This window comes from Streptomyces sp. NPDC033270 (assembly GCF_055576575.1).
This window is the reverse complement of record NZ_JBVIRA010000039.1, coordinates 1-22,002: the sequence shown is the minus strand read 5'-3', so window position 1 is coordinate 22,002 and position 22,002 is coordinate 1. Positions and strand designations below refer to the sequence as shown.

Annotated in this window: 16 protein-coding genes and 2 pseudogenes; 3 read left to right on the top strand and 15 right to left on the bottom strand. The window is 66.3% G+C overall.

Annotated elements, in window-relative coordinates; translation table 11 throughout:
• Positions 1–10: 10 nt before the first annotated feature.
• From ACZ5XZ_RS35965 to ACZ5XZ_RS35950, 4 genes are all read right to left on the bottom strand, one after another.
• Positions 11–2,056 (bottom strand): thioredoxin domain-containing protein, encoded by a 2,046-nt coding sequence (locus ACZ5XZ_RS35965; RefSeq protein WP_468986111.1) that lies wholly within the window; start codon positions 2,054–2,056, stop codon positions 11–13.
• A gap of 73 nt (positions 2,057–2,129) precedes the next feature.
• Positions 2,130–2,477 (bottom strand): hypothetical protein, encoded by a 348-nt coding sequence (locus tag ACZ5XZ_RS35960; RefSeq protein ID WP_468986109.1) that lies wholly within the window; start codon positions 2,475–2,477, stop codon positions 2,130–2,132.
• A 27-nt stretch (positions 2,478–2,504) separates the two neighbouring features.
• Entirely contained in the window at positions 2,505–3,413 is a 909-nt protein-coding gene (locus ACZ5XZ_RS35955; RefSeq protein WP_468986108.1) for a radical SAM/SPASM domain-containing protein, read from the bottom strand.
• 346 nt (positions 3,414–3,759) lie between these two features.
• Positions 3,760–4,005: a hypothetical protein gene (locus tag ACZ5XZ_RS35950; protein ID WP_468986106.1), complete on the bottom strand. Its 246-nt coding sequence runs from the start codon at positions 4,003–4,005 to the stop codon at positions 3,760–3,762.
• Between the two features lie 168 nt (positions 4,006–4,173).
• Between ACZ5XZ_RS35950 and ACZ5XZ_RS35945 the strand changes: the two genes are divergently transcribed.
• Positions 4,174–5,403, top strand: a complete 1,230-nt coding sequence (locus ACZ5XZ_RS35945; protein ID WP_468986104.1) for a helix-turn-helix transcriptional regulator — start codon at positions 4,174–4,176, stop codon at positions 5,401–5,403.
• Positions 5,404–6,164: 761 nt separating this feature from the next.
• Here the strand turns inward: ACZ5XZ_RS35945 and ACZ5XZ_RS35940 are convergent.
• The 10 genes and pseudogenes from ACZ5XZ_RS35940 to ACZ5XZ_RS35895 form a co-directional block, all read right to left on the bottom strand.
• Positions 6,165–6,341, bottom strand: coding sequence for a hypothetical protein (locus ACZ5XZ_RS35940; protein WP_468986103.1), 177 nt, complete (start codon positions 6,339–6,341; stop codon positions 6,165–6,167).
• A gap of 15 nt (positions 6,342–6,356) precedes the next feature.
• Positions 6,357–7,571 carry a phage major capsid protein gene (locus ACZ5XZ_RS35935; RefSeq protein ID WP_468986102.1) on the bottom strand — a complete coding sequence of 405 codons (1,215 nt, stop codon included), beginning with the start codon at positions 7,569–7,571 and terminating at the stop codon, positions 6,357–6,359.
• A 73-nt stretch (positions 7,572–7,644) separates the two neighbouring features.
• A complete protein-coding gene (locus ACZ5XZ_RS35930) occupies positions 7,645–8,157 on the bottom strand; it encodes a hypothetical protein (RefSeq protein ID WP_468986099.1) in 513 nt (170 codons plus the stop codon).
• Between the two features lie 326 nt (positions 8,158–8,483).
• Positions 8,484–10,142 (bottom strand): recombinase family protein, encoded by a 1,659-nt coding sequence (locus tag ACZ5XZ_RS35925; RefSeq protein WP_468986097.1) that lies wholly within the window; start codon positions 10,140–10,142, stop codon positions 8,484–8,486.
• A gap of 56 nt (positions 10,143–10,198) precedes the next feature.
• Positions 10,199–11,008: pseudogene (locus tag ACZ5XZ_RS35920) on the bottom strand (thioredoxin domain-containing protein); the annotation flags it as partial.
• 217 nt (positions 11,009–11,225) lie between these two features.
• Complete coding sequence (locus ACZ5XZ_RS35915) at positions 11,226–12,671, bottom strand: glycosyltransferase family 39 protein (RefSeq protein WP_468986163.1); 1,446 nt, start codon at positions 12,669–12,671, stop codon at positions 11,226–11,228.
• Between the two features lie 209 nt (positions 12,672–12,880).
• On the bottom strand, positions 12,881–13,531 hold the full coding sequence (locus ACZ5XZ_RS35910) for an ABC transporter ATP-binding protein (RefSeq protein WP_468986095.1): 651 nt from the start codon (positions 13,529–13,531) through the stop codon (positions 12,881–12,883).
• A gap of 43 nt (positions 13,532–13,574) precedes the next feature.
• Entirely contained in the window at positions 13,575–15,653 is a 2,079-nt protein-coding gene (locus ACZ5XZ_RS35905; protein WP_468986094.1) for a hypothetical protein, read from the bottom strand.
• Between the two features lie 174 nt (positions 15,654–15,827).
• Positions 15,828–16,115 (bottom strand): lactococcin 972 family bacteriocin, encoded by a 288-nt coding sequence (locus ACZ5XZ_RS35900; RefSeq protein WP_468986091.1) that lies wholly within the window; start codon positions 16,113–16,115, stop codon positions 15,828–15,830.
• A 766-nt stretch (positions 16,116–16,881) separates the two neighbouring features.
• Positions 16,882–17,175: a hypothetical protein gene (locus ACZ5XZ_RS35895; RefSeq protein ID WP_468986090.1), complete on the bottom strand. Its 294-nt coding sequence runs from the start codon at positions 17,173–17,175 to the stop codon at positions 16,882–16,884.
• A 532-nt stretch (positions 17,176–17,707) separates the two neighbouring features.
• Between ACZ5XZ_RS35895 and ACZ5XZ_RS35890 the strand changes: the two genes are divergently transcribed.
• Positions 17,708–18,160 (top strand): ankyrin repeat domain-containing protein, encoded by a 453-nt coding sequence (locus ACZ5XZ_RS35890; RefSeq protein ID WP_468986088.1) that lies wholly within the window; start codon positions 17,708–17,710, stop codon positions 18,158–18,160.
• A 129-nt stretch (positions 18,161–18,289) separates the two neighbouring features.
• Here the strand turns inward: ACZ5XZ_RS35890 and ACZ5XZ_RS35885 are convergent.
• Positions 18,290–18,413 (bottom strand): annotated as a pseudogene (locus tag ACZ5XZ_RS35885) (DUF255 domain-containing protein); the annotation flags it as partial.
• A 171-nt stretch (positions 18,414–18,584) separates the two neighbouring features.
• Here ACZ5XZ_RS35885 and ACZ5XZ_RS35880 point away from each other — a divergent pair.
• On the top strand, positions 18,585–21,869 hold the full coding sequence (locus ACZ5XZ_RS35880) for a tetratricopeptide repeat protein (protein WP_468986086.1): 3,285 nt from the start codon (positions 18,585–18,587) through the stop codon (positions 21,867–21,869).
• Positions 21,870–22,002 lie beyond the last annotated feature (133 nt).

The following is a 22,002-nucleotide window of genomic DNA, read 5'->3' as shown; positions in this document are numbered from 1 at the left end:
GCCGGCGGCCTCACCCCCGCAGCCGGTCGCCCAGTTCGTCCGGGTCCGTCGTGGGGCGCTCGCAGGTGAAGTGGCGGCAGACGTACGCGGCCGGACCGCCGTCCACCAGGGGGCGGTCCTTGAGCAGCGGCACCTCGTCGGTGTCGTCGGAGCCCGGGGCGCCCAGCGCGACCACCGCTCCCGGGGCGGTGCCGAGCAGCGCGGCACGGTGCAGCGCGGCGGTGGCCGGATCGCCCTGCGGGCCGACGACCGCGATCTCCCGCGGCCCGTCCAGCGCGGCCTCGGCGACGGCGAGTCCCCAGCCGATGAAGCGCGGGGCCCGGCCGCCGAGCGCGGTGACGATGCCCAGAGCCCGCTCCGCGGCGCCCCGGTGGAGGTCGCTGCCGGTCAGCGCCGCGTACGACAGCAGGGCACCGGCCGCCGCGGTCCACCCGGAGGGCGTGGCGTTGTCGGTCGGGTCCTGGGGGCGGCGGATCAGCGCCTCGGCGTCGGCCGCGGTGTCGTACAGCGCGCCGTCCTCGGTGGTGAACTGCAGCAGCACGGTGTCCAGGAAGAAGCCCGCGAACTCCACCCAGACGCCCTCCCCGGTGACCGAGGCCAGGGTGAGGAAGCCCTCGGCGACGTCGGCGTAGTCCTCCAGCACCCCGGAGTTGGCGCCGGGGACGCCGTCGCGGGAGGTGCGGTGCAGCCGGGCCTGCCAGTCCATGTGGACGCGGACCAGCAGGTCGGCGGCGTCGGTGGCGGCCTGGATCAGGTCCGGGCGGTCGAAGTAGGCGCCGGTCTCGGCGAGCGCGGCGATGGCCAGCCCGTTCCAGGCGGCGACGACCTTGTCGTCCCGCCCGGGGCGGGGCCGCTCGGCGCGCGCCGCCAGCAGCCGCTCCTTGACCGCGGCCAGCCGTTCGGCGTCCACCAGGCCGTCGGTGTCGGGGAGCTGCAGCACCGAGGCGCCCTCCTCGAAGGTGCCCTCCTCGGTGACGCCGAAATAGGTGGCGGCGAACTCCGCGTCCTTCTCCCCCAGTACGGTGCGCAAGCGCTCCGGCGTCCACACGTAGAACGCGCCCTCGACGTGCCGCCCCGTGCCGTCGTCGCTGTCCGCGTCGAGGGCGGAGGCGAAGCCCCCCTGGTCGGTGCGGAGTTCGCGGACCATGAAGTCGGCGGTCTCCACGGCGATCCGGCGGGCCAGGTCCGAGCCGGTGGCGCGCCACAGGTGGGCGTAGGTCCGGCACAGCAGCGCGTTGTCGTAGAGCATCTTCTCGAAGTGGGGTACCAAAGGTCCACCAGCTCGCGGCGTAAGCACGTACCGGTGGAACCCGCCTCCCACCTGGTCGTACAGGCTCGAACGGGCCATCGCACCGCACAGCCCTTCCGCCATCTCCAGCGCCGCCACGGAACCGGCCCGCGCGTGGTGGCGCAACAGGAACTCGATCACCATCGACGGCGGGAACTTGGTGTCTCCCTTGAACCAGCCGCTGGCGGGATCGACGTCCCGGGTCAATTGGAGGAGTGCCAGGGCCTGGGTCTCCTCGGTGGGCGCCCCAGCGTCCCCGGTGCTCAGCTCCCGCTCGGCAAGGTCCCGAGTGATCTTCCCCGCGACTTCTCCCACCTCGTCCCGCCGGCTCGTCCAGGCGTTGTGCACGCCTTCGAGCACCTGTCGGAAGGACGGCATGCCATGGCGGGCCTCGGGCGGGAAGTAGGTGCCGAAGTAGAAGGGCTCCCCGTCCGGCGTCATGAACACGGACATGGGCCAGCCGCCCTGCCCGGTGGCGGCTTGCACGGCCTCCATGTAGACGGCGTCCACGTCGGGCCGCTCCTCACGGTCCACCTTGACGGACACGAAGTGCTCGTTCATGTACGCAGCGGCGTCGTCGTCCTCGAAGGACTCGTGCGCCATGACGTGGCACCAGTGGCAGGCGCTGTAGCCGACGCTCAGGAACACGGGGACGTCACGCCGCCGGGCTTCCTCGAACGCCTCGGCCGCCCATGGCCACCAGTCGACAGGATTGTCCGCGTGCTGGAGGAGGTACGGGGACGTGGCCTGCGCAAGTCGGTTGGACATACCCCCATCCTTGCGCACCCGCCTCCGCCCCGCCCATGCGCCACGGGGCAGCACACGGGCGGGGCCTATTGGATCACTGCGAGACGTGCGCGACGGCTTGTGACCTCAGCTCAGCCAGCCGCCTTTGGTACATCAATCCGCCGACGTGCGACGCTCGCGCAGGGGACGGGGCCGCCTCCTCAATCAGATGCTGTGCGGCTGCCTTGAGGAGTGCGGACCACGCCAACACGTGTTGTTGTGCCGTGCGCCCGCACTCCTGGGGTTCCCCAGGAAGACATAGCGGAATCTGTTCCGGGCCGAGAAGCTTGAGGGCCGCGTGCCGTACATAGCGCGCGATCATGAGCCACTGCTCTTCGGTGCGCTGAACGCCCGTGTGGCCTTCCTGAAACCACGTGCCGAAGTCGTCCCCGTGATCGTCCATGTGTGCGCTCCTGCGGATCTCTGAGGGTTACGCGGGCGCACCGATCGTAGTGGCCTCAGTCGGGCTGCCTGCCTCCTTCGGGTCACAGTGACCCACCGACGGGGGACACGGCCCGCACGGGCCGCACATGGGCAGGAACTGAGGGGGTGTGCACGATTGCGCGCCATCCCCGTGCACCGCCGTGATATCGGCTAACACTTCGGACATCCGTACTCCGCCCCAGATTTCAGAGAGCGGGGATTCCAGCACATTGCCGATGTGCAGGAACCGACCCAGCACGCACGGCCATACGTCACCGTTCGGCCCGATGGCGCATTTCTCGTGACCGCAGTGCCCGCACAGATCAGCGATAGTCGGTGCGGCTCCCTTGCTCGCTCGCCCGAATGCCCGCGTACGGTCTCCGCCGACTTGCCCCACGCCAAGGGTTTGGAGGTCCCGGAGCGCCTCATGAACGCGCTGTTCCTTCTGGACTGCGACGACCCCGCCACGCACGGGAATGTTCAGGCTGAGTGCCTTCTGAACGTTGATCCGAGTCCGTTTGTGGGAGCCCCGAAGGTTGGTCACCTTGTCGTGTTCCTGCGCCGTGTCGGAGTAGTACGACGTGGCGAGTTTGACGCCACAGTCAGTAAACGTCTCCCACAACTCATCTCGAATGTGGGTCATGTTCGAGAACACTTCGATCGAGAGTCCCGACCCGTGCGCGTGCCGGATCAGTTCCGGAAGGTTCGGGTACAGGGTCGGTTCCCCGCCGATGAACTGGACGTCACGCGCGCCCATTTCGGCGAGTTGATCGATGGTGTGCTTCCAGTTCTGCGCGGTCATCGTGCCGTGCGTTCCCTTGGGGGACGAGTCCGCATAGCAGTGATCGCAGAATTCGTTACAGAATCCCGTGACCTCCAGCCATGCGAATAACAGTCGGTTTTGGGCAGCACTCATCTTGAGACTCCTTACGACTGATGGTTTGCGGTGCACCGCCCCTGCCGGGATTCCGAATTGCATGGGGGAACGAGATTCGGTTACGTTCGGCAGGGACGGAGTTTAGGTGGGGTTTTTGCCCCGTTGACGCTGAGCGTGAAGTTTGGCTATGGCTCGTAGCTGTCGCCGCTCGTACTCGGTAGCCGGTCGTACAGAGATCCAGCGTGACTGCCATGACATGCCCGTTGGGCGAGTGAGGCAGATCAACGACCCTTGGAAGTCAGCGACCGTCGCGGGCATGTCGTAATGCCGGTCGTACACCACACTGCCGACTTTCAGCCCGTGTGGGTTCAGATTCGCGCTCACCTCAGACCCCCCAACGCGTACGGGAGTTCGCCTCACCTGCGGCAGCGCTGAGCGCGTCCGACTGAGCGGCGGGGTGCATGTGGTCGGGGTCGACTTCCCACTCCTTGCCCCCGTTCAGCGGGCGGAGCTGATAGCGGGGCCCTACGTGCCCCATGACGCGCCCCACGCGTCCCGTACGGTCGTCCCTGGCCATCTCGCCCGGCTCCCAGTCCTGCGGGTGCTCACGGGTTGCCTCAGGGGCGTTCATGGTCACCACTCCCTAACCCCTTGCCGTCGGCTGTCCTGCGACATGTGGCAGGCAACCAGGGCGAGTTGGGGCCGACAACGGCAGAAAGGCCGCAGTCCTGCCGCGCCCTGGCCGCACTGGATACCCTGACCAGGGCAGACGCACCCGAGCGAGGGAGGACCGGCCACGATGACCAGCAGACGGCGGAGGTTTGCGGAGCGCCGGAAAGCGTGCGGGTACAACCAAGAGGAATTCGCGGAAGCGGTCGGCGTAGACCGGTCTACCGTTCAGCGTTGGGAAAATGGCAAGACTGGCCCCCAGCCATGGCAAAGGCCGAAGATTGCTAAGGCTCTGGAAGTCACGGCAAATGAACTTGACGCTCTGTTGATTCCAGACGCTTACGCGCCGTCCCGACAGGCCCCTAGCGAATGGCTTGCCGTTGCCCCGAATAGTGACGACGAATTCGACGCGCTCGAATTGGCTAGACGGGTCGCAGCAAGCGACGTGGGAAAGGAGACGTTGAGCCGACTGGAAAACTCCTTTGATGAGTTGGCCATGAAATACCCGAAGTCTCCTCCTCAGGATTTGTTGGACCGGGTGCGAAAGCATTCTGCCTATGTCGCGCACCTCATGGACGCGCGCATGACGCTTGCCGAACAGCGACGCCTTTACGTGGTCGGCGGCTGGTTTCAGCTCTTGGGTGCCACCCTCCATATCGACCTTAACCAGGAGCACGCTGCTACGGCTCGTTTGCAATCAGCGGCCGCGCTTGCCCAGCACGCCGAGAACCGAGAAATTGAGGCTTGGTGTTACGAGACAGACGCTTGGCGCGTTCTCACAGACGGCGAATATGCCCGTGCGCTGGAACTCTCCCAAATCGCGCAGCAGCTAGCCCCGGCAGGAAGTTCGGTCGCTATCCAGGCAACAGCGCAAGAGGGAAGGGCAAGAGCGCGCCTCGGGGAGAGGGTCGAGACCTATGCGGCCATAGAACGTGTACAGCAGATGTCAGCGGCGCTCGTGCCACGAAAGGGCACTGAGCACCACTACCAGTACGACCCAGGTAAATCGCTGGCCTATACGGCAACCACACTCGCATGGGTCGGAGATCCGGCAGCGGAGACCTATGCGCGGGAAGTCATTGCCCGACTTGCTCCAGCCGACGACATCCATAAATGGCCTCGCCGGGTCGCGTCAGCGAATATTGACCTGGCCTTGGCTTTACTCGGTGGCGACCGGCTAGACGAAGCGTGCAGCGCGGCACAGCGGGCAATACTGTCCGGCCGTATCGTCCCATCGAACCATTGGCGTGCGCTGGAAGTGGTCAAGGCCGTGGAAGCCCGGAAACTGCCGGAAGCCTCGGACCTTCGCGAGGCTTACCAAGGGCTCAAGGCACTGGAGAGCGGAAAGCAAGGTTCGTAACTCAACGTATACGGCCACTCCTCGCCGGCTGGACCCCAGAACGCCGAAAGCCCCCGACGACCACCCAGCAAGGGCAGCCATCGGGGGCTCTGGTCATGCTTCACGGTGCGTTCAAGGGGCTTAACCACCCCTTAAAGGTGTCCTTCTCCGGGGCATCAAACGGGCATGACCCAGTGTTCCCAAGGGGTTTGGCGCATCTGGTCCCGAAAAAAGGGGTCACACCTAGCGTGCGTCTTTCGAGCTGGGACCGGGATCGCTGAGCGGCAATCGGCCTGAACTTTCTACCGGCATCCCCTACCGCTCAGCGCAGAACCGACGGACTCATACGCGCGCTCATGTGCGATTCGTCGGACGGCATCGCTTGCATTCGATGGCCCAGCAATCCGAGCGCTCATCTCGCCGTGCGTCTTCGGGCAATCGCTCTTTGAGTCGGTAGCCGATTCGGTGGCAGGCGCGGCAGCGCACGGGAACACGGGGCCTGTCGTCTCCGCTGAGCACTGCCCGACCTTCGGGGCGCATCCATGCCGGGCGCATCCACGAAGGCCACTCGCTCAATTCCTCAGCCGTGCCGGGAATCTTACGGACCTTGAACGCGATCAGCGTCCGGCCGTCACTCAGTTTGTGGGCAGCCGCCCTCTTGCGCGCCCACCCCTTTCCGGTGAGGTACCCCCCTATGTCGTCGGGGCACTGAACACACATACCCGCCCCCAGGGGGACGCGGTCAATGCGCACCCCTGAAAGCAGTTCAACGAACATGAGCGTTAGGCCAGTTCGGCAAGCTCAGCGGAGAGAAGCCACTCAGCCTCGCTCTGCGGAACGTCGTACGTCTCACCGTTCTGAAGCACGTGGGACGGAGTGCCATCGGTGGTCGGGCCGTAGCTCATGTAACCGGTCATGCGCAGGGTCACGGTCGGCTCATCGGTGTTGAAGAAAGACATGGTGGGAAACTCCTCTTAGGCGGTAGCGGTGATCTTGCAGACGGCAGCAGCATTGGGAACAGCGATAGCAGCACGGGCAATAGCACGTACAGCGGTACCGTCCTTGAGGAATCCGAACTGATCGGAGACCTGAAAGCCCGCGTCCTTGCGCCACACGGCAAAGATCTGATCCGCCTCATAGGCGAGAACATCCGTACCCGGCATGAACGAAGAGATCCACACCGGAACACCCAGGATCGCGCGCTGAATACCCGCAGTTGGAGAACCAGCTGACTCGCTCAGAAGCGGCTTCAGCGAACCGGAGGTTTCCCGCAGAGCCATAAGCCCCGCCCATGTAGTCGGGTGCATCACGACGGCCGTGGCCTTCGAGTTCACCGCTTCGAGCTTCCCGAATGCGGCAACGAACGCGTCAAGGTCCTTGAACCCGCCCGTGACCGCGTGAGTCTGGATTCCCGGCGTGTTCATGAGGCCCACGAACCCCTTGTTGGCTCCCGTGCCAATCAGTGCTTCGCGGTCGAAACCGAGAGAGACCGACCGCATCAATGATTTTGCAACCGGGTCCATGAACGCCGAACCCCCGTCCTCCACAAGCTCATTGGCGAGCATGTCGGCAGCGGCAATCTTCTTCGGCGTCACCTTCAGCGGCTCAGCACCGAAACCACCAGTCGGCAGGTCGTCAAGCTCACCCACGAAACCGGCCGCGAAGTCCGAGCGGATCACGGGAAACGAGTAGGTCTCAGCATTCGTCTGCACCCTGTTCACGCCGGACGCCATGACGACCGACTGAGGAGCTAGGAGATCAACGAACTTCTTCGCCATCTCCTCCGGGCTGAACGCCTTACCCGTGCCCGTCGTGGTGATGCCACGGGAGATTTCCACGGAGCGCTTCAGAAGCTCACCGGGAATCACCCCAGTTCCCGCAGTCTGCCCAAGAGGGAACCCGCGTGTGGTCCCCATCTGCTGAAGCGGGGAGTTCACCCGCATGGCCATTTCCTCAGCGGCGGATGCGGAAATGTGCCGCTTGGCCGTGTCGTCATGCTCCTTGATCTGACTCAGGAGGCTGTCCTCCTCCTTGCGCTCAGGAGCGGTAAGTGTGCGCTTCGCGGTTCGCTCCGTAAACTGCTTAAGCTTGTTGGCTACGGCCTCCCGCTTCTCCATCGCGACCCGTGCAATCTCGGCATGACTCAAAGAACCCACCCCTTGTGTTGGCAGCAAAAAGGTCGGAACCATGAATAGTGGGGTCCGGCCGGCTGCGGGTTAGCGGGGAATTTGGAAACGTCCCCTCACCTGTATTAGTAAATGTCTACGCGGCATCACTTGCAGCACGCTTCTTCGCCGCCCACTCGCGCTTTCGCTGCCGGGTCCGCTCCGCCTTGCATTCGTCCGAGCACATCAACGGCCAACGGCGCTTCTGCCCCTCCGGGCGCTTCTGTTCATACGTCTTTCCGCAGACTTCGCATCCGCCCGTGAACACCTTCGCCCCGTCCACCACGCGGATAGTCCCGCCCTTCGTCTTCCAAGAAATGGGGCGAGCCTCACGGCGGCGGATGATGAGGCGGGACCGGAGCACGTCCTTACGCAGCACTGGCGGGAACTCCCACAGGGGCCGGAACGGGTCAGCTACGAGCCGGAACGGGCCACGGGCGAAACCGGACCGCACAGCGACAGGGCCGCTTTCCCCCTGCATGTAGCGGCCGGCGTCCCAGTCCGCGAAAGCCTGAGCGACAGCGCGGGGAATGTGCTCTGTGAGTTCGTCCGGGGTTCCGACGAGTGCGGCTATCTCGTCTTCCAAGGAACCGATGGAGGGGTAGTACACGGCAGCCTCCCAGTGGGTCACGAAGAAGCCCCGGGCAGACAGCCGGGGCAGCGGAGTGAGCAGCGGGAAGCACGGGCGGTGACGAAGTGATGAAGTGACCCTGAATCCGGGTTACCTCTTATAGATTGGTTTTTTGGTTCTATGCATGGAATAGAACCAAACCCTCATTCCGTCACTTCGTCACCTGTGGAGAGGCAGCGGGCCCATCCGCGCTGTCCGAGTACGCTCACACGGGGCGTAGACGCCCTCACTCGGAGACTGGTGAGCAGATTGCCTACCGGAAAAGAGAGCAAGGCCGGACCCGAAGGCCCGGCCTTGCTTCAAACTCACTTCTCGGTGGTTGTTTCCTTCTTCGACAGCCAGTCGAACTCAAGCCGTTCCAAGATCGGGGTGTGATCCCCCTGCCGTGCTGCGGGCTTGACAGTGATGCCCTTCTTTCCAAGGGCGCACTTCAGGAGCATCCGCTTGTCCGCCATGTCCGCCGCTTCCCATGCCTCACGCAGGGTGTCGATCTGGGTGAGTGGCGATAGGTCTGCCTCCGCATCCAACGCCTCAAGGGTCGCGGCGGTGCTCTCGATAACGGCGCGCTGCCCTTCGCTCAGCTCCTCGAAGCGCTCTTCGTCCATCTTCCCGTACACGTAGAAGTCGTCTTCGAGCTTCTTCACACGCCGCTGGGCGGCCTCAAGGGCCTTCTGGGCCTCTTCCTTCTGCGCCTGAGTTTCGGGGTCCGCGAAGGCGAGCCACCGGCGGGCTATCTCGATGATCACCGGGTCACCCGGCTCAAGGGCGGTGATGTGGTGGATCCAAGCCTGTCCAACCGCATGGTCGATGCGGTCGGCGAGTGTCACCACTCCCTCGCAGATCGACTTGCCCCGCGTCTGCCGGACCTCGCACCGGTAGCGTCCGCCACGGTGGCTCATCGAGCCACCACACGGTTCAAGCTCGCCCGTGCCCTTCTTGTCCCGCATCCGCCCGCATCGGTAGCTCCCCGTCCCCAGGTACTTCGCTTCCGGCTTCCCCTTCGCCCACCGTTCATCGGTCCGTTCGGCGATGAGGGCCTTGATCTTGAACCACTCGCCCGGCGTCACAACCCCCTTGCCGCACATGACGACTTCGCCCCTCTCGTTGCGCAGGGGCTCGCCGTATCCCTCCCAACTGTCCAAGGGGTTGCCGTGCTCGTCCGTCTTGCGCCGCCGGACCGGGACCATGCCCGCGAAGAGCGGGGACTGAGCCAGCTTGCTCACCGCCGTGGGCGACCAGGTGGCACCGCTCCGGGTCCGGTACCCCTCCTCATTGAGTTGGTGGGCCGTGTCCTTCGTCGTCTTCTTGTCGAGCAAGAGATCCGCCAGCCTGCGAGCGGTGCCGTACTCGTCGGGATGGGGTTCGACCTTGCCGCTTCCGGGGGCGCTGTAGAGACCGAACGGGGGCCTGCCCGTTCCCCTTCGGCCTTCCGCCTTGTGCGAGTCATGGCCGATCTTCACGCGCTTCGCTATGTCCTTCGCTTCCTCCCTGGCGCGTTCGCTCAGGATCGCGAAGACCATGCGGCCGCCCTGTGATGAGTCCAGCCCCTCGGAAACAGAGACGAGCCGCGAATGCCGGCGGTCGAACTCATCGAGCATCCGGCCCACCGCCCCCATGCCGCGCCGGTCGAAGCGGTCCGTCTTCCACACACCGAGCGTCTTGGAGTTGCCGTCCATGATCGCTTGTGTGGCCTTCTCGAACTCCCTGCGCCGTACGTAGGTCTTGGAAGCCGAGAGTTGTTCAAACCAGACGTGCCGGATCTGAAGCCCGTTCGCCTGCGCCCAGCGCACCACGTCTCGCAGATGCCCCCGCAGCGTGGCCAGGTCTTCCTTCTTGTTACTGCGTCGCAGGTAGGCATCCATGAGGCCGGACGGTTCCGCCGTCGCAGGCTTGTCCAATCCCAGGGTTTCCAGTTCCTCAGAGCTGAGCCCCAACCCGACGAGCGTCGCGTGATCCTCGCGCACCACAACCCCCTCTGTTCTCAGGGGAAATGGTACGGAATTGATGGACCTTAGACAGCTACTTTCTCGAAGTGCGGCACGGTCCACGTGGCGTCCACCGCATAGCGCGCGAAACCGCCGCCGAGCTGGTCGTAGATGCCGCCGCGGGCCATCGCCTCGCAGGTCGCCTGCACCATCTCCAGGGCTCCCTCGGAGCCGGTGCGGGCGTGGTGGCGCAGCAGGAACTCCAGCGCCATGGCCGGCGGGAACTTCGGGGCGCCGCCGAACCCGCCGCGCACCGCGTCGAAGTCACGGGTCAGGCCCATCAGGGCGGTGTGCAGCTCCTCGGGGCGCGGCGGCCGCCGGTCGGCGGGCAGCGAATCGGTCAGCGAGCGCCCGGCCAGGTCGGCGACGATCCGCCCGGCGACCTCGCCGACCTCGTCGCGGCGGTCGGCCCAGGCGCTGCGCACCCCTTCCAGGACCTGCCCGAAGGACGGCATTCCGTGTCGGGGCTCGGGCGGGAAGTACGTGCCGAAGTAGAAGGGCTCGGCGTCGGGGGTGAGGAAGACGGTCATTGGCCAGCCACCCTGGCCGGTGGCGGCCTGCACGGCCTCCATGTACACGGCGTCGACGTCCGGGCGCTCCTCGCGGTCGACCTTGACCGACACGAAGTGCTCGTTGAGCAGCGCGGCGGTGGCCTGGTCCTCGAAGCTCTCGTGGGCCATGACGTGGCACCAGTGGCAGGAGCTGTAGCCGACGCTGAGCAGTACCGGCACGCCGCGCCGCCGGGCCTCCTCGAACGCGTCGGCGGACCACGGCCACCAGTCGACGGGGTTGTCGGCGTGCTGGAGCAGATACGGGGAAGTCTCATGAGCCAGGCGGTTCGGCATGGCTCCATCCTCTCCCACGGTGACGTGGCGGGGCGGGAGCGGAGGGGGAGAGATTGACCGGTCGGGTCGGGGTATCCACAGGCCTGCCGGATTTCCTGCGGACGCGGAACACTGTGCGTACGGCGAAGGTCACCGCCCGGAAGCGCGGGAAGAAGATCTTCCTCACCTACACTCCAGAACCGGACGGGGCCGGCTCGCCGCCGATCGCGCCGGGTCCTTACCGGCGTCGCTCGTACACCGTCACCCGCCGCCCGCGGACTTGCTCGTCCGCCACCACTGTGAAGTGTTCTTCCAGCACCGCAGTCTTCGCCTTGTCCCGCTCCGCCGACACGGGCCGGGCCACTTCGGGCACGTCAGTGACCAGCAGTATCCGCTGTTGTGCCAACATCGCGGTCCGTATCTGGGCCGGGCCGCTCTCCTCACCCTTCAACGTCCCGGACGCCACAGGGCTGTCCGCCAACGCTATGTCCTGCAACCCAGCGAAGTCGCCCGGGGAAACCAGCGCAGTATCGCGTCGAGCTGCCGGTATGAAAAGCACCGCATCGCCGTCCCGCTTCAGCTGCCGCACCTCATCCGCCGCCGACAGGACGTCGTCCACCCGACTCGTCGGAGACCGCGTGGCCAGCGACTTCGGCAACAGTGCAGCTACCGCCACCACGACCATCACCGGAACGAACCATGACGCCGCCCGCGGGAACCGTGGCCGGATTGACCGTACGGCCGCACCCGACGCCGCGCCGATCAGCAGTGCCAAACCCAGCATGCTGAACAGGACGTAGCGGTCCAGGAACAGCGGCTGGATCAGGGAGAGACCGATCAGGCTGATCTGCGGCACCGCCAGCAGCGGCAGGCCGACAGCCGCCACCGACAGTCGGGCCGCCCTCGGCCGGTCCAGCACGGCTCCGAGGCCGCCCATTGCCAGAAGGACTGCTGGGCCGATCATCATGTGCCACGTCAGCGGCGGGATCCAAGACACTTGGCTGGACTGGCTTCGACTGAACAGGATCAGTGGCAGCGTCGCTACTACGGCGGCCGTGGCCGCCGCCGCCCAGCGTGTCCATGTCTCGCGCCCGGCTTTCGTCCATGCCAGTGTCGCGAAGTGAGCGGGCAGAATCAGCAGCGACAGCCAGTTGAGGAGCGCGCACGTCAGAACCGCGCTCCCGTACGCCGCCCAGTGCACTGTCCGGCCACGTCCCTGGAGCAGGGTCACCAGCAGCAGAGTCGAGATTCCAGCCCCTGCCGCGATGAGCGCGTACGGGCGGCCTTCTTGGAGATAGAACTGCACGGCCGGAAGCAGTCCGAACGCCAGCCCTCCTCCCAGGCCTGCCCAGGTCCCGGCCAGCCGATGGCCTATGACCGTCACACAGGCCGCTGCCAGCGCTGTAGCCAGCACGGATGGCAGCCGCAGGGTCGTGGTGCCGGGCCCGAAGCATTCGAAGAGTCCGTGCATGAGCAGGTAATAAAGGCCGTGCACGACATCGACCTGTCCCAGCATGTGCCAGATGTCGGTGACGGACCGTTGGGCCACCTGCCAGGTTGCGGCCTCGTCCCGCCACACGCTTTGCTGCCGGGACAGCCCCCATAGGCCGAGGGCAAGAGTCCACAACAAGGGGATCAGCCATACGGGAAGGCGGCACCGGAAGACGGATATGTGACGAGGCATGTAGGCGTTCAGATCCTTGATGGCGGTGCGGGCCGAAGTCGGGTATGGGGCTTTCGAAGAGCCGTCCCGACGGTTGGCCGATCGTGAGGAAAGTGCCCAGGCCAGCAGGAAAGAAGTTCGTTGGAATCCTTGTTCCTGCGCGGACAGAAGCACTTTTCAGAAGGGGGAGCCTATCTGCTCGTCCGTGAGCATCCGTGCCCGGGCAGTATTCAGGCGACGAGGGGATTCTCATCGACCGCGAAGGCTGCGTCGCATCGGTCACGGACGCGGTCATCGTGGGTGGCGATGACAACGGCACATCCGGCGTCGCTCATCTCACGGAGAATATCGATGACTGTTTTGGCATTGGCATGGTCGAGAGCGCCGGTTGGCTCGTCGGCGAGCACCAGAGCCGGTTGCTTGACCATGAGTCGGGCGAGCGCCACGCGCTGCTGCTCTCCGCCGCTGAGGTGGTGGATCTTCTCTTTTTCCCGCCCTGCCAGACCAACGCGGTCAAGGGCGTCGGCGATCGTCACGCTGGCCTTGCCTCGATTGCTCCGCTGCGGTTTGGTGGCGACCTCCAGATTGGCGGCGACGGTGGCGTTTTCCATTAGGGCGTAGTTCTGGAAGAGATAGCCGAGAACGTCGCGGCGGAAATTTCGGACATCGCGTCGCCCGAACCGAGTTATATCCTTTCCCTCATATCGGATCTCCCCGGCGCTGGGCTTTTCGAGGAGGCCGATGCAGTTGAGGAGGGTGGACTTGCCCGATCCGCTGGGGCCGACAAGGGCGAGCATCTCGCCGCGGCTGACGGTGGCGGTGACATCGGACCACAGGGTCCGGGTACCGAAGGTCTTCGACAGCTTGACAATATCGATCACAACTGTGCTCCTGCTGAGGGGAAGAAGGTCGTCTGCGCAGGGCTCATGCCTTGACGGCCCCTTCTTTGACGATGCGCCGGTGAAATACTCCAAGAGCGAGGAGCACAGCGCCGAATTCAACGGTGACCAGCACAGCGATAGCGGTGAGGTCCAGTGCGGTGATCTGGACAGGCGGGAAGGGGGCAGGGATGCCTTGAGAGGTCAGCTCCTCAAGGTCCTGATTCTGTCGCCACACCTGTGCAGGAACCCACCAGGCAAGGAAAGCCGCAAGAATCCCCTCTACAGCAAGAATAAAGCGATGGGTTGCAGTGAATCTCCAGCCGCTGATGTGCTGGACGAAAACAGCCTGGGCATGTTTGCGTGAGTGGATGATACAGACGCCGACTCCGGTGATGAGGAGCACAGCCACAGATGCAATGAGATTGAAGAGCAGCAGCCGGAAGCTACTGACAGCCTCTTTGAGCATCAGTGCGGCGTTCTGTCCCACGGGATTCACGGCCGCCACATAGGCCTGCAGGCCGTGTTTGTTGTCGGCAAGAGGGGTCAGGACGTCGCCGGGATCAGGAAAGACGATTCCATCCTGAGTCGCGAACGTGGTGTAGGCGTCGTTGGTGAGGATATGTGAACCATTGGGGACCACAACAATGACCGGGTCGCGCACCAAGGACCGGTCATCGTCCGGACTGTAGGCAGCGTTGGGGCTTCGATCACCGGAGTTGTAGCCGAAGACTTGCTGACCGCTCTTCGCTTGGAATGTTTCGATCTTGAGGCGCTGCCGGATATCCGGATCCAGCCTGCCGAAGACATCAGGGATGGTTGCCCGGATGTCCGATGCGTGGGAGGCGAGGGATTCAGGGATGATCAGCCGTACCGAATGGGGTTCCGCCGCCCTCGCGTTGTGCGGCACCGGGGAGTACCGCTGTCCCTTCGGGTCGCTGACCGGCTGGTTGGCCAGGAATGTTTCGTTGACGATGAGTATCTCGCCCTGCGGCAGGCGCGCGTTCGAAGAGAGGTTCTGAAGATCGTGGCGCCCGGCAACGATGATCTCGCCTGCCGCGTCGGCCTGACGCAGCCACGAGCCCACCTGCTTGACCACCTGCTTCGAGTCGCCTCCCCAGCTGCCGTTGAGACGGATGGTGACGGCGTTTCCCGCCTTGGCATAGGTGTCCTGGTTGCCCTGGCGCGCCCTCACGTGCTGGCTCGCCAGGGTGACATCCATGGCGAAGCCAAGGGCGAGCAGCACCGCGGGGATCCGCACCAGGTACGTGGACACAAATGCTGCCCGGGCCGGCAACTCACCCTTGAGGGCTCGCAGTACCTCGACCCTGAAGGTGAGGGCCAGGGCGGCGGTATGGGCGGCCAGCACCAACAGGATGAGCAGGCCGGCGAGGCAGGCGGCTACCACAGCGAACAGGCCCAGCCAGGCGAGGCCGTTGTAGAGGCCGAGGAGGACGAGCACCGCGGCCGCCACAGCGCCAGCAGCCAGCGACCAAAACGCCGCCACTTGCTTGAGATCCCGAGCAAGGAGGTCCATGAGGGACTTGCCCTGCAAGCGCAGTACCCCATAGGCCTTCGCGTTCAGCAACACGCTCGCGCCGGTCATCGTCACCGCGGCGAGAGCGATCACCCAGAAGGACCAGAACAGCTCGTCACCCGCGAAATACTGGGCCAGTTCGCTGTAGGCGAGGGGGTGCTGGACGCTTGAGCCCAGGCCAAGACCGGCGAGTTCAGCCACCAGGGCGTCAGCGGCCTCAGGCGATCCGAAAACGTAGTAGAAGCCCCGCGGATCACGCTGGCCGATCTCCGTGATGGGGTGCACTTCCGTGGTGACATGCGAACTGAACGCCGGGTAGCCGTCGTTCAGCCAAGATGCCGCGTCGGAGTTCGGGTCACCCGAGGCGAGATACAGGTGCCGGCGGCTGTCGGGATGCTTCACATCGGGCAGCTCGCGCGCCACCGCAACCTTGTGATCACCCGAGAACGCGGCGATCGCACGGGCAATCTGAGCGCCGCTCACCGAATCGTCGGATCCCGTCACCCAGACCTGGGCAGAACTTCCCAGGACCAGCTGCTCGTCCAGCCCTCGCACGAACAGAAAAGACATCATCGCGGAGAAGGCCAACACGGCAGCATGGACGAACTTGATACCTCGGTGGAGCATCAGTTACCTAGGTTCGGGCACTCGTGAGCGCGCATATCGCAAGAATCGACATTGAGAACCTGGCTGCGGGGTGGAAATGGAAACCCCGCAGCCAGGAGCGACAATTAAAGAATCAGAGCCGCGAAGGTAAGCTGCTCAGCACGAAGCGCTGTAGTACGCCTTGCTGATGGTCTTCGCCTTCTTCGCGGAGGCCTTGGCCCACACGCCTTCCTTCTGGCAGCCACTCTTGGCCCAGTACGCACCTTCAACGGAAGACGAGTGGAAAACCTTCTTGTGGAAGTAGTTCGAGTAGACGTAGTTGGCGCCTACGTCGTGGCTCCACCGGCCACCCTCGGCGTCCTCCGAGACGGCCATTGCAGGAGCGGCAACGGCCACGATGAGGGCACCGGCTGCGGCAACAGCCTTGAGGCTATTCTTGATCATGATTGAACCACCTTCATTAGAAGTATCGACTCGATTGTTGATCGGATGACACAGCACAGTCCGGATCACTTCGCTGTTACACGACTTGGCCTGTGGTGTCGAGCTGGCTTGTGTGAGCCTCTGAACCGGCCCTGCGGGCAGGCAGGGAGGCTTTCCTGGCCAGGGTCTGAAGTAGTAATGCCGCACGTGAAGTTCAGATGGCCCCAAATGGGCATGGCGATTGGGCCCCCGAAGAACGCTCCCTGGCGTGCGACAGCAACCAGCCCCGTTTCACCGAGGAACAGCCCGAAGGGATCGAGGGGTATCGCACCGGAAAGGCGCAAGCGGAGGCAATCGGGCACGTCGGGCACCTGTTTCAAGAACCCCTACGCCTTCGACTCTGCCCAGCCCGCTCGTCCGCCGCCGTTCGGTGAAGGGAACTCGCCCAGAGTCCGAAACCGGTAGCTGCAGCGCATGGATCGCGAGGAGGATCGCAGAGGGCGGCGGACTGGGGCATCGCAGCGCTTGCAGAGCGCGCCACGTACACGTCCTGCGCAACCGGTCCGTCGTGCGCGGCCACTGCGGATGGGACGCCATCGGCCTATCAAGTAGCCGGACCGTCGTACAGCAACCTCTATCTGCCCGTGCTGGTGAGCACTTCCACGACAACTCCCCGGCAGCCTGGGATCACGGCAACCCGCAACTGCCTCAACGCAACTCCCCCGAACGATGTGAGCCCCGGCCTATGACTCACAGGCCGAAAATCACAGCGCGCGACCTCACCAGGTCAGGGCTTACCCTTCCTGATGCTCTTCTTGTCGCAGTGATGCGCACGGTAGCCCTGCGGCATCTGGTCGTTGGCGTTCTTGATGGCCGCCTTCCATGCGGCGTCCTGCGTCGAAGCCCAACCGTGCCCCTGCACATATCCGTGAATCCCACTCCCACCGCCGATCTTCTCCTTGGGGCACTGCACATGCGCAGTCCACCCTGACGCCGCTTCCGCAGGAGCGGTCAAGCCCAACGAGAAAACAACTGCAGCCGCGCCGGTGATGAGTGAACCGACGGTACGCGACTTGCGCATGAGAAAATCCTCCAGAGGATCGATGCTCCGATACAGCGGGGGCAGGCCTCCGGGCGATGCGATCCACACTCGCCAACCCACTTCCGCAAGGCACACCAATCCCCCTTGGTCATATAGGCCAAGGCAAGAAAGAGCCGTCGATCCTTGCCCCCCTGAGAATCACCCGCCTCGGTGGTCAGCCGGTCGGATGAGCACGCCAGAATTTACGGGACCAGACGGTTTTGATCAACATCAGGCAAAGTGAGCACAATCACTGCCGGTCCAGGGCAACTAAATCAGCTGGCGGTGACCGGCGGCTCGACATTCTTCAAGGTGACTGTTTTTAACTTCAACCAAGTTGCTGTCTGCGGCCGTCCTCACCTGGGTCCGCAGAATGGATGCGCTTCGTCATGCACCCGTGCACTGCGGCCAGGTGGCATCCGCAGCGTCACCGAACTTGCGATTCGCTCCGCACATCAGGTGGCCGCCGCCCCCAACTGACGTGACAGGCCCCAGGGTGTCCCCGTGACGCCCGGCCGCTAACCTCAGTGCCATGAACCAGCGGAAGCAAAAGAAGCTCTCCCGGCGCCTCTTCAGCGCAATTCTGATGGGTGACACCGCCGTCGTGAAGGCAGTACTGCGGGCTGGGGTCGACGCCAACAAGCCGTACAGCGATGGCACCACCTATCTGTATCTGGCATCCGTCACCGGAGAAGCAGACATCACCCGTCTTCTCCTCAAGGCCGGCGCCTCCCCCGACACCGAGAGCAGCGGCGGAATGGGCTCGGAGGGCACTCCGCTGTGCGGAGCCGCGTGCTGGGGACACACCGAAACAGTGCGCGAACTGTTGGCGCACGGCGCCGATCCGAACGTGCGCGAAGACCATGGAACGGGCCGCTCCCCGCTGGACTGGGCCAACGAAGGCCCCCACCCTGAAACCGCCGAACTTCTCACCGCAGCGGGAGCCACCTCCCACAAAAGCGTCCAGACAACCCACGGTCCGTAAAGCCTAGGGAGGTTCCGGAGTTGTGAGGGGTCGCATCAGCGGAAACTGGCTGCCAACTGGCCGCCTCTTCCAAGGTCCGTCCCGTCCTGCTGCCTCACTCGACAACGCCGCTTCCTTCCAGAGGCACCAGTGGCACCAGTGGCACGAGCTGTAGCCGACGCTGAGACCAGCCGACGGGGTTGTCGGCGTGCTGGAGCAGATACGGGGAAGTCTCCTGAGCCAGACGGTTCGGCGTGGCTCCGTCCTCTCCCACGGTGACGTGGCGGGCCGGGAGCGGAGGGGGAGAGATCGACCGGTCCGGTCGGGTTATCCACAGGCCTGCCGGATTTCATGCGGACGCGGAACACTGTGCGTACGGCGAAGATCACCGCCCGGGAGCGCGGGAACTGCCGGAGACTGCTGGTACTGCTGAAGGGGGAGAGGCATGTCAGGCACACCGGTCGCGCTGCGCGAGGGCCACCGGGCGGCAGCGGAAGCGCTGTTGACCCGGGCCGTCGAGGAAGAGGTGCGGCGCTCGGGCGGACGGCTCGACGCCGACACGCTGCTCGGCAGAGCGCGGGCGGCGCTGGAGGAGGTGGCGGGCAGCGCCGCCGAGGAGTACGGCGCGTTCGTCCGGGCGCTGGACGAGGCTGCCGCCGGGCAGCCGACGCTGGCGCAGCGGCTGTCCCGCAAGGAGTTGGGCACCCCCGCGGTGGTGACGGCGGTGGCGGCGCTGGCGGCGTGCGGCACGGACCTCGCGTACGGCACGGGCGCGGGCGCGGCGCTGGGCGTGGGGGCTGCCGTGGTGGTGGCGGGCGCGGCGGCCACGGTCCTGAAGCTGACCGCGGGCCACTGGCCGGCGGCGCACCGTGAGGCCGGGATGCGCGGTCAGCCGGGCGGCCCGGAGCAGCTGCGGCTCCAGTGGTTGACGGCGCTGGAGGTGCGGGGCATCCGGCCGTTCCTGGATCAACAGCGGATGCTGACGGCGGCCGCCCGCGGCGGCGGGCAACCGGCCAAGCCGGCCGCCGCGTCGAAGGCCGCCCGAGGACCGCAGCTGCGCGGCGCGGACCGCAGTGCGGCGGCCCGGCAGCGGTCCGTACTGGAGCATTCGTTCTCCCAACTACCGCGCCCGGACGGCCCGTTCGCCGGGCGGCGGGCCGAGCTGACCCGGATCGCGCAGTGGGTGCACGCGGCCCGGGCGAGCACGGAGACCAAGCCGACGGTGGTGGTGCTGCACGGTGAGCCGGGCTCGGGGCGTACGGCCCTGGCAGTGCGGGCCGCACACCAGCTGCGCGATCAGTTCCGTGGCGCCTGTGTGGTGGATCTGCGCGGGGACACCCCCGGTGAGGCGCCGCTGCCGACCCGGGACGCGCTGCTGCATCTGCTCAACCGCCTGGGCGCACCGCGCGAACAGCTCCTGTTCCGTGAGCGCCCCTCCCAGGAACAGCACGTCAAGCGGCTCACCGAGCTGTACCACCAGCATCTGACGGGGCTTCCGGTGACGGTGCTGCTGGATGACGCCTCGGACCCCGAGCAGGTGCGGACGCTGGTGCCGGATCGCTCCGACAGCCTGGTGCTGGTGACGTCCCGGGAGCCGTTGGAGCTGCCCGGAGACCTGGAGGCGTGGGTGCATCAACTGCCCGTCGGGCCGCTGGACGCGGCGGGCACCGAGGAGCTGCTGCGCGCCTCCGCCGCGGTCGGCGAGGAGGCTTCGGACGAGGCGGGGCCGTACGACTCCCAGGCGATCGAGGAGATCTCCGCGCTGTGCGCGGGGCTGCCGCTGGCGCTGCGGGTGGTGGGCTCCTCCCTGGGGTCGCGCACGGCCGCCACACTGGCCACGGACCTGGCGGCCCACGACTCGGTGCCGCCGGTGGAGCGTGCGCTGTCGCTGCGCTACGCCGACCAGCCCGAGACGGCCCGGCGGCTGCTGCGCCGGCTTGCTCTGGTGGGCCGGGCGAGTCTGGGGGCGGCGGCCGCGGCGGCGCTGCTGGGCGTCGAGAACGCGGAGGCGGAGCGGCAGCTGACGACGCTGGTCCGGGCCGGGCTGATCGAGCACGTCCGCGGTGAGCGCTACCGCATGCACGCCCTGGTGCACAGCTTCGCCCACGACCGGCTGGTCGACGAGGAGGACGCGGACGAGCGCGGCGCGGCCCAGGAGCGGCTGATCCGCGGCTATGCGGAGCTGGCCGACTCGGTGATCCGGCTGGTCGACGGCCGTACCTCGACTCGCGCCGACCGCTTCGGCTCGCACGGCTTCACGTCCCTGGACGCCGCCCTGCAGTGGCTGGACGACGAGACCAGCTTCATCACGGCCGCGCTGCGCCACGCCGATCAGGGCGTGGATCAGGCGGCGGTCTCGCATCTGCTGGGCGCGCTGGCCGACTACTGCCTGCTGCGCGGTGACCTCTACCGCCTGGGCGAGCTGAGCGAGCTGACCCGGGCGGTCGGCCAGGGGCTGCTGGTCCGCTCGGTGCAGTGGCGTACGGGCGTGGCGGCCCGGCAGCTCGGCGAGCTCGACAAGGCCCGCACGACCCTGTCGTCGGTGGTCGATCTCTACTTCGAGGCGCAGCATCCGGCGGGCGCCGCCCGTGCGCTGCGCGATCTGGGCATCACGCTCCAGCAGCAGGGCAATCTCACCGAGGCCGCGGCCAAGCTCCGCGAGGCGCTGGAGCTGCAGTCCGGCCCGGACATGCACGGCGACCGGGCCTGGACGCTGCACGCCCTGGCGGCGGTGGAGCGGGACCGGGCGCAGATCGCCGACGCCATCGCCATGCTCCGCGAGGCGCTGGAGCTGCATGAGGAGAGCGAGAGCCTGCACGGCCAGGCGTGGGCGCACTTCCAGTTCGGCCAGGTGTATCTGCGGATGGGTGAGGTGTCGCGGGCGGAGAGCGCGCTGCATGCCGCGCTGGAGCTGTACGGCCGGACGCACGACGAGCGGGGCGAGGCCTGGGCGATGACACAGCTGGCCCGCGCCCGGCTGCTGGACGGCGAGCCCGGGCCCGCGGCGGACCGGTTGCGGCAGGCACTGCCGCTGCACCATCAGCACGAGGACGCCCGCGGTGAGGCCTGGACGATGTACTACCTGGGCCAGGCGCTGGAGGAGCGCGGCGAGCACGACGCGGCGCTGCGGCAGCTGGAGCGCTCGCGGACGATGTTCAGCCGGATGCAGGACGGCTACGGCCTGGCCTGCGCCCGGCACCACTCGGGGCGGGTCACCCGGGATCTGCGGGCGGAGCAGACCGGGTCGCTGCGCAACAGCGGCTTCGCCCGTCAGCTGCTCCAGGACGCCCGTAAGGACTTCCAGCGGATCGGGGTGCCGCACGGCGAGGCGTGGTCCTGCCTGGAGCTGGTGATCATCGACGCCGGCAACGGCCGGGCCGCGCAGGCACTGGAGCTGGCCGACGAGGCGACGCGCATATTCGCCGACTACGGCGACCGGCGCGGCGAGGACTGGGCGCGGTTCCTGCGCTGCACGCTGCTGCCGTTCGCCTCTCCGGGCGGCTCCGTGGTGGGCACGGCCGTCGCCCAGGAGGAGCTGGCACAGCTGATCCGGGACAAGCACGCGCTCCGCGATTCGAAGCTGGAGGACTGCGCGGAGGCGTTCACGCTGCTGTTGGACCGCGGGGTGGAGCCGGAGACGGGCTGGCAGGCCTGGCGACTGGGCATGGTGCCGAACCGCCATGCCCGCGAGGTCATGGGCGTGCCGGTCACACCGGGCGTCGGGCAGTAACCGAAGCGCCCGGCGGTCGGTGACGTGCGGCCCGGGGGGGGGGGGGGGGGGGGGGGGGGGGGGGGGGGGGGGGGGGGGGGGGGGGGGGGGGGGGGGGGGGGGGGGAAGGGAAGCAGTAGGGGGGGGGGAGGGA